The sequence below is a fragment of the Collinsella aerofaciens genome (genome assembly GCF_040915425.1).
GTDB lineage: Bacteria > Actinomycetota > Coriobacteriia > Coriobacteriales > Coriobacteriaceae > Collinsella > Collinsella aerofaciens_BW.
Map to the genome: position 1 here is coordinate 1 of NZ_JBCPDN010000037.1, position 8157 is coordinate 8157.

The 8157-nt window shown below is 56.6% G+C and carries 6 protein-coding genes; 3 read left to right on the forward strand and 3 right to left on the reverse strand.

The window, feature by feature from the left end; translation table 11 throughout:
• Positions 1-281: 281 nt before the first annotated feature.
• The 3 genes from AB5164_RS06250 to AB5164_RS06260 all read right to left on the reverse strand — a co-directional run bounded on the left by AB5164_RS06250 (position 282) and on the right by AB5164_RS06260 (position 2230).
• On the reverse strand, positions 282-467 hold the full coding sequence (locus tag AB5164_RS06250) for a hypothetical protein (protein ID WP_196033943.1): 186 nt from the start codon (positions 465-467) through the stop codon (positions 282-284).
• A gap of 30 nt (positions 468-497) precedes the next feature.
• The gene (locus AB5164_RS06255; RefSeq protein WP_196033940.1) at positions 498-701 is read right to left on the reverse strand and encodes a hypothetical protein; all 204 of its coding nucleotides are present in this window, start codon (positions 699-701) and stop codon (positions 498-500) included.
• Positions 702-871: 170 nt separating this feature from the next.
• Positions 872-2230 carry a radical SAM/SPASM domain-containing protein gene (locus AB5164_RS06260; RefSeq protein ID WP_230318765.1) on the reverse strand — a complete coding sequence of 453 codons (1359 nt, stop codon included), beginning with the start codon at positions 2228-2230 and terminating at the stop codon, positions 872-874.
• Between the two features lie 516 nt (positions 2231-2746).
• Here AB5164_RS06260 and AB5164_RS06265 point away from each other — a divergent pair.
• The 3 genes from AB5164_RS06265 to AB5164_RS06275 all read left to right on the forward strand — a co-directional run.
• Positions 2747-3229 carry an FHA domain-containing protein gene (locus tag AB5164_RS06265; protein WP_368143191.1) on the forward strand — a complete coding sequence of 161 codons (483 nt, stop codon included), beginning with the start codon at positions 2747-2749 and terminating at the stop codon, positions 3227-3229.
• 476 nt (positions 3230-3705) lie between these two features.
• Positions 3706-7245, forward strand: coding sequence for a pyruvate:ferredoxin (flavodoxin) oxidoreductase (gene nifJ, locus AB5164_RS06270; RefSeq protein ID WP_117776362.1), 3540 nt, complete (start codon positions 3706-3708; stop codon positions 7243-7245).
• A 654-nt stretch (positions 7246-7899) separates the two neighbouring features.
• On the forward strand, positions 7900-8157 hold a 258-nt coding region (locus AB5164_RS06275), incomplete at its 3' end, for an amino acid kinase family protein (protein WP_438265620.1).

Below are 8157 nucleotides of genomic sequence, written 5' to 3' on the forward strand. Positions count from 1 at the left end.
GCTCGACCTTCTCCCTGCTGTACATGCGAACCTCCAGTCCGGACCGCCCCGCGGTCCAACTTTCTGTCCGCACCCCCATGTTTGCGTGATACTCCTATTTTTTCCGAAGAAAGAGTCGGATAATGAAGAATAAAAGTAAAAAAGGTGCCAGATATAATGCAAGTATAAAGGCTAATCCAACGAGACCTTGCAATAATGGCATAACTCCTCCCAGACACGAGATTTTGGTATTTGTTCCCATCTTATTCTGAATTGGATCAAATAGTTTCTAGCCACAAAAACTACTCGTCAACTGGATCGCACCAATCTGCTGGCAAAACACAGCTTGATTCTTTATCGACATAGCACCAATCCGCAACAGGGCACTCGGCGATGTCGTAAAAATTGCATATATCAACTCCAAGACAACAAGGCTCAACGGGAGGATTTTCATTTCCACTTGAACCAACAGGATGGATATGCTTCATAACAGCTCCTCACCTTAATCCAATTAGAGACTACGTTTGATCAATGCCACAGTGATCTACAACGCAGATGCTGCCGCCATCCATGTCATAGTCGCAGTAATCGTATGCACCACAGCCATCTGCTTTATCATAAACAGTACAGATGTCAGTAATGCCCAAGAGGCAGTCAAAAGACATCGGCTTCACGCCTGCCTCGTCGCTACTTCCTGGATTAATCGGATGAATATGCTTCACGACTACCTCCCTTTGAGTGCAGAAAAAACCTCAATATTGTGTATAACAAACCAAGATGTCTAGTTCACCATATTTCTAGAATGGTTTCGGCGAACGTAGCAATAAGCTTTGCAGACGGTAATCAGAAGAACGAACACCTCCACAATGGTGACAGCAATGCGCTGAACCGCTTATTCCGATACAGTAGCTTCTCGTTGATTTTTCTCCTGCGAAGATGAGTGGCGGGAAATAAGGTCAAAAGCTATCTCGTAGCACATTTTTCTATATTCACATGATGCAGGGTGTAGACTCTTGGGCAAGTAGCCGTGCTCGTCTGCAGCCTCCCAGCTACAGCCCCCACCACAGAAAGAACGAGCCCAACAGTCCGTACAGTCAATTCTTTTTTCGACACCCTGACTCCAGTTTTCAATATACCTAGTTTCGTCAATTCCGGTGATGATGTTGCCCATTTTGAATCGCATCATCCCGACAAACCTGTGACAGGGGTATACGTCTCCTTCGGGAGTCACAGAAATAAAACGCCTGCCAGCCCCGCATCCGACAAAGGCGATCCTGTTGCTCATAATCAAATCAATTGCAGTTTTCAATGTTCTAAACAAGGGCTTTTCCCCTTGATCAATCTGTTTGAGATATTGATCCGCCAAATCTATTAAGCCCGCCCTGATTTTGTTTAATGAGTGTTCGTCGAGTTTGATATTCTCATCGAATGAGCTTACGGGCGAGAAGTAAATCCTTCTGAAACCCATCTCTTTAAACTGAAGATAGTCTTCAACAAGGTTACAGTTATTTTTTGTTAAGGTCGCTCTTGCGCCGAAGGGGAACGACTCGGAAAAACGACGAACGTTTTTGTCGATATCGGAGAAAGAGCCACCTCCCGTCTTGTACGGGCGCGATGCATCGTGCTTACATCCTGTACCATCGAGACTAATCAGAACAGAAAACCCGTGCTCCTTGAAAGAATTCACAGCAGTGTCATTCAAAAGCGTTCCGTTGGTCGTAATAGAATAGGTAAAGTTTCTATTGGGGTATATTCTTTTTGAATAGTCGACCGTTTTCCATATCAGCGGCTCGTTAATCATGGGTTCCCCACCAAAAAAGACGATCGTAAGCGTTTCGTTTTCCGATGAACTTGCGACGAGGTAGTCGACCGCCTTGAAGGCTATCTCGTCTGTCATCAGCAGAGGAGACGTCCCATAATCTCCTTTACCGGCAAAACAGTAACTACAACCAAGGTTGCATGCATGTGAAACGTGGAGTTCGATGGATCTAAGTTTTCGAGGCGTGTCTTTTGTTAAGAAAGTCCGCTCAGACAATCGTTGATACTCATCAATGTCGTCTTCAAGTTCTGCTATGGTCGTTTGGCCGTAGCCTTTCGCAGCAAGTGACTTCGTTAGCAACTTCGAGTTGACCGTTCTTCCCGATGCTTCAAATACGCGAAGCGCATCTTCTGATGCTTGGTCAACCTGAAAGCAATTGCGAGTGACCTCATCGAAGCAGTAACGACGATCACTTACTGAGAAAAAATGCATACGTTCCTCAATTTCATGCTGGACTGGCACTAACCTTGTTTATTGTTACGCAGCTATAAAAAACCAACAGCGGGGATTCGGCGTGCGGCCCAATCGGACTCCCAAAAGGTTCTATTTGAGACTGGCAAGCTTTGCGTTGTTGGCACTTCGACAGCGCTCTTTATTCCAGCATGGAGCCTCGCAGTTTGAGTCGACTTGCCTCTGGAAGGTCCGATCTTAACTTGATTTAGGATGAAAACAGATTACAGGCGCGCTCCTCTAGAAAAAAAGAAACCAATCACCGCCTTTCACCAGGAAAGTTTTTTATAGCTCACCTCGAGCAAAATGAAAGATGCGAGAGCGATTGGGGAACAACGCGAATCTCCCCTTTTGGGTGGGAGCGAGCCTTCAGCTATCGGCGAACGACTCGCCCTGGTCAGAATCTGGAAGTGGTGCCGGGCCGCTTGGGCCTCCTCGGCGACTTAGTGGGGCTTACCTGCCTGACGTCGAGGAGTGCATCCGCAAGATTCGTTCCCTATGCCGTTTGCTCTCACGCCCGCCTTGGTTCCAAGTCGGGCGAGCCGCCGCGCTCATGCGACCTGCGGCGGCGCCACGTCGACGCCGCGCTCGCTGAGCACCTCGACGGTCACGGGCGATCACGAGGCGGCGCCTGCGCACCCGCTGGGCCTGCTTCGCGTGCAAGGCGGTTACGTGGTAAGTGCCCCGCGCTGGATTCAGCCGAGTGAGCAGGGCGTCGAGATCGGTGCGCTGGCGACGGGGGAAGGCGATATCACCGATGTGGGCGATGACGTTTCGGCTCGCCATGCCCACGTGTGGTGCGATGATCAAAATGCCTGGTACGTCGAGGACCTGTCGTCCACCAACGGAACCGTGGTGGTAAACGGCGCGACGAACGTCTGCACTCAGGTCGAGCCCGGCCGCCGCGCCCAGCTCAACCCCGGTGACGAACTCAGGCTCGGCGAATCCACCACCTACGCCATCCTCCTCGGCGCCCTCTAACTCATCTCCTAAATAAGTTGCGGTGAAATAGCTCCTGATGAGGCCCTTGAGGCGGGCATCCAAGAACTATTTCACCGCAACTGCTGCGTGGTCCCCGGGGATTGCGTTCGTTGGCAGCGGCCGTGTGATAGCCACCCGAGGTAAACCTTTACCTCCCACCTATATTTGTCGAAATTACACTTGACGGCGGGGTACAATAAACCCGCATGCGGATTTCCGTTGCGGGCGCTTCCCATCGCCGGGGCGTGCCCGGGAGCATCCGGCATGCGGCCTTTGCGGCGCTCGGTCATATGCAAGACGGGTAGCTGGGCCTGCGGTGCGCAAGCGCCCCTCGCCTTGGCATGCCTTCTCTCCACGCCATGTGCCTGCTGCTCAGTCTGCCTGCCAGATGATTGGAAGCAACAGCGAAAATCCCATCACGCCAACATCCCGGCAATCGCCGGGGCCTGTATACCTATATGAGAGGAGAGGGGTATATGGCGCGTAAGTTTAAGTCTATGGACGGCAACGAGGCGGCCGCATATGTTTCGTATGCGTACACCGAGGTAGCGGGAATTTATCCCATTACGCCGTCCAGCCCGATGGCCGACCATGTCGACCAGTGGGCGGCCCAGGGTCGCAAGAACATCTTTGGCACCCCGGTCAAGGTCGTCGAGATGGAGTCCGAGGCAGGTGCAGCCGGTACCGTTCACGGTTCGCTGGGCGCCGGTGCTCTGACCACCACCTACACGGCTTCTCAGGGCCTGCTCCTGATGATCCCGAACATGTACAAGATCGCGGGCGAGCAGCTCCCGGGCGTCTTCCACGTCTCCGCGCGTTGCGTCGCTTCCCACGCCCTGAACATCTTCGGTGATCACTCCGACGTTATGGCCTGCCGCCAGACCGGTTTCGCCATGCTCGCCGAGGGCAACGTCCAGGAGGTCATGGACCTCTCGCCGGTGGCTCACCTTGCCGCCATCGAGGGCAAGACCCCGTTCCTTAACTTCTTCGACGGCTTCCGCACCAGCCACGAGATCCAGAAGGTCGCCATGTGGGACTACAAGGATCTGGCCGAGATGTGCGACATGGACGCCGTCCAGGCTTTCCGCGATCACGCGCTCAACCCTGAGCACCCGCACACCCGCGGCAGCCACGAGAACGGCGACATCTTCTTCCAGAACCGCGAGGCCTGCAACAAGGTCTACGACGAGCTCCCTGCCGTCGTCGAGGGCTACATGAAGAAGATCAACGAGAAGCTCGGCACCGATTACGGCCTGTTCAACTACTACGGCGCTCCCGACGCCGATCGTGTCGTCGTGTGCATGGGCTCCTTCTGCGACGTGCTCGAGGAAGTCATCGACTACCTAAACGCTCACGGCGAGAAGGTCGGCCTGGTCAAGGTTCGCCTGTTCCGTCCGTTCTCCATCAAGCACTTCGTCGACGTTCTCCCCGAGACCGTCCAGAAGATCGCCGTCATGGACCGCACCAAGGAGCCGGGTTCCATCGGCGAGCCGCTCTACCAGGACGTCGTCTCCGCTCTCTACGAGGCCGGCAAGACGGGCATCAAGGTCGTCGGCGGCCGTTACGGCCTGGGCAGCAAGGACACGCCTCCCGCGTCCGCGTTCGCTGTCTTCGAGGAGCTTAAGAAGGACGAGCCCAAGCGCGAGTTCACCATCGGCATTGTCGATGACGTGACCAACCTGAGCCTGCCCGAGGCCGAGGATGCGCCCAACACCGCAGCCCCCGGCACCATCGAGTGCAAGTTCTGGGGTCTGGGTGGCGACGGCACCGTCGGCGCCAACAAGAACTCGATCAAGATCATCGGCGACCACACCGACAAGTACGTTCAGGCCTACTTCCAGTACGACTCCAAGAAGACCGGCGGCGTCACCGTCTCGCACCTGCGCTTTGGTGATTCCCCGATCCGTTCGCCGTACTACGTGACCAAGGCCGACTTTGTCGCCTGCCACAACCCCAGCTACATCGTCAAGGGCTTCAAGATGGTCCGCGACGTCAAGCCGGGCGGCACCTTCCTGGTCAACTGCCAGTGGAGCGACGAGGAGTTCGCCGAGCACATGCCCGCCGTGGCCAAGCGCTACATCGCGAACAACAACGTCAACGTCTACCTGATCGACGCTATCGACCTGGCTGCCAAGGTCGGCATGGGCAAGCGCACCAACACGGTGCTCCAGTCCGCCTTCTTCGCGCTGGCCAAGGTCCTGCCCGCCGAGGACGCCCTGCAGTACATGAAGGACGCGGCTACCAAGTCCTACATGAAGAAGGGCCAGGCCATCGTCGACGCCAACCATAAGGCCATCGATGCCGGCGCTACCGCCTTCCGTAAGTTCGAGGTTCCGGCCGACTGGGCAACTGCCGAGGATGCCGCTCCCGTCGAGCTCTCCGAGGAGACCAAGTCCGCCATCGCCCAGCAGGTCAAGAACCTGCTCGAGCCCATCGATCGCATGGATGGCGACAGCCTGCCCGTTTCCGCCTTTGTCGATTGCGCCGACGGCCAGTTTGAGCTGGGCGCCTCCGCATACGAGAAGCGCGGCGTCGCCGTGGTCGTTCCTCACTGGGACGAGACCAAGTGCATCCAGTGCAACCAGTGCGCCTATGTGTGCCCGCATGCCACCATCCGTCCGTTCGCGATGACCGAGGACGAGGCTGCCGCCGCGCCCGAGGCTACTCGCACGCTCGACGCCATGGGTCCCAAGGCCAAGGGCATGAAGTTCACCATGGCCGTGTCCCCGCTCGACTGCATGGGCTGCACCAACTGCGTCAAGGTCTGCCCCAAGGGCGCCCTCGAGATGGTTCCCACCGAGCAGGAGATGGACCAGCAGCCCGTTTGGGACTACATGGTCGAGAACGTCTCCGAGAAGAAGGAGCTCATCGCGGCCAACGTCAAGGGCAGCCAGTTTAAGCAGCCCTACCTGGAGTTCTCCGGCTCCTGCGCCGGCTGCGCCGAGACCGCCTATGCACGTCTGGTGACCCAGGTCGCCGGCGACCGCATGTTCATTTCCAACGCCACCGGCTGCTCCTCCATTTGGGGCAACCCCGCTGCCACCGCTCCTTACTGCAAGGACAAGGACGGTCACGGCCCGGCGTGGAACAACTCCCTGTTCGAGGACAATGCCGAGCACGGTCTGGGCATGGCCGTTGGCTACGAGGCCGTTCAGAAGAAGCTGATCGCTGCTACGCAGGAGATCATCGCCGCTGACGGTCCGTCCGACGAGCTCAAGGCCGCCGGTCAGGCTTGGATCGACTCCGTCAACGACGCCGAGGCCTCCAAGACCGCTGCCGCTGCCTACGTTGCCGAGCTCGAGAAGTGCGGCTGCGACGCTTCCAAGGCGATCCTCGCCGACAAGGCTTACCTCACCAAGAAGTCCTTCTGGATCTTCGGCGGCGACGGTTGGGCCTACGACATCGGCTTCGGTGGCCTGGACCACGTCCTGGCTTCCGGCCACAACGTCAACGTCTTCGTCTTCGACACCGAGGTCTACTCCAACACCGGCGGTCAGGCCTCCAAGGCCTCGAACCTGGGCCAGGTCGCTCAGTTCGCCGCTGCCGGTAAGGTGACCAAGAAGAAGTCCCTGGCCGAGATCGCTATGAGCTATGGCTACGTCTACGTGGCGCAGGTCGCCATGGGCGCCAACCCGGCTCAGACCCTCAAGGCCATCCATGAGGCCGAGGCCTACGACGGCCCGTCCCTCATCATCGGCTACAGCCCCTGCGAGATGCACTCCATCAAGAAGGGCGGCATGCAGAACTGCCAGGCCGAGATGAAGAAGGCTGTCGAGTGCGGTTACTGGAACCTCTTCCGCTTCAACCCCGAGGCTGCTGCCGGTAAGAAGTTCTCGCTCGATTCCAAGGAGCCCGCGGGCGGCTATCAGGAGTTCCTGATGAACGAGGCCCGTTACGCTTCGCTGACGCGTTCCTTCCCCGAGCGCGCCGAGGAGCTCTTCAAGGAGAACGAGCAGGCCGCTATGGACCGCTACGCTCACCTGCTGAAGCTCAAGACGGTGTACAACGAGGCCTAGGTCTCCCACCGCAGGATCTGAGGGCTGACCTTCGCGGACGCCCTCGGACATGAAAGAACCCCCGCTGCGCACTACGTGCGGCGGGGGTTCTTTCGTCCTGCGGAGTGTCCGCGAAGGTCAGCCCTCAGATCCTGCTACGACTACGTCCTCGGATTGTGTGGGCGGATGAAGGACGTAGTTGGCGGGTATTCCGTCCCTTTCGCTGTTTCGCGGCTTTGCCGCGAAACCTCGCGCCACTTTGGGGATGGATGGGGGACTTGGCTGTTGCCGCCTTTTCGGAGCTCTTCTTTATTCCTTATGCTGGATGAAAAGCCCCTTGTTTTTGCAGGGGTGCATACTCGACTTATATGTGCATAGAATCTCGTATAGTGCGAGTAAGATATTGCGCTGTCTGTTTTGTGTTTAGCAGAGATGTAGTTTGCATAATCCGACATAATCCTCGCTTCATTTAAATAAAGTCGCACGTAAATTACGTAGATATGTCTGAGCTGGAGTTCTGTACGCTGAGCGGACAAAAACGACCGTTCACCGTTCCGCTATTTTCAAAATGAATAAAATGAGCGATAAAGAGAATATAAACCTTAATAAACTCGCGTATCGCACGGACGCAGGTTATTAATGGGTTGTAGGCCTTTTACAGAAAGGATTCCAGCAATGTCTAAGCCTCTTGGCAAGCCCGATCGTATCGTCGTCGCCCTTGGCGGCAACGCCCTCGGCAACAACCCCGTTGAGCAGATCGAGGCCGTGAGCAACACCGCTCACGCTCTTCTCGGCCTGATCGAGCAGGGCAACGAGATCATCATCACCCACGGCAACGGCCCGCAGGTCGGCATGATCCAGAACGCCTTCGCCGCCGCCCACGACGCCATCGGCACTCCCGAGATGCCGCTGCCCGAGTGCGGCGCCATGTCC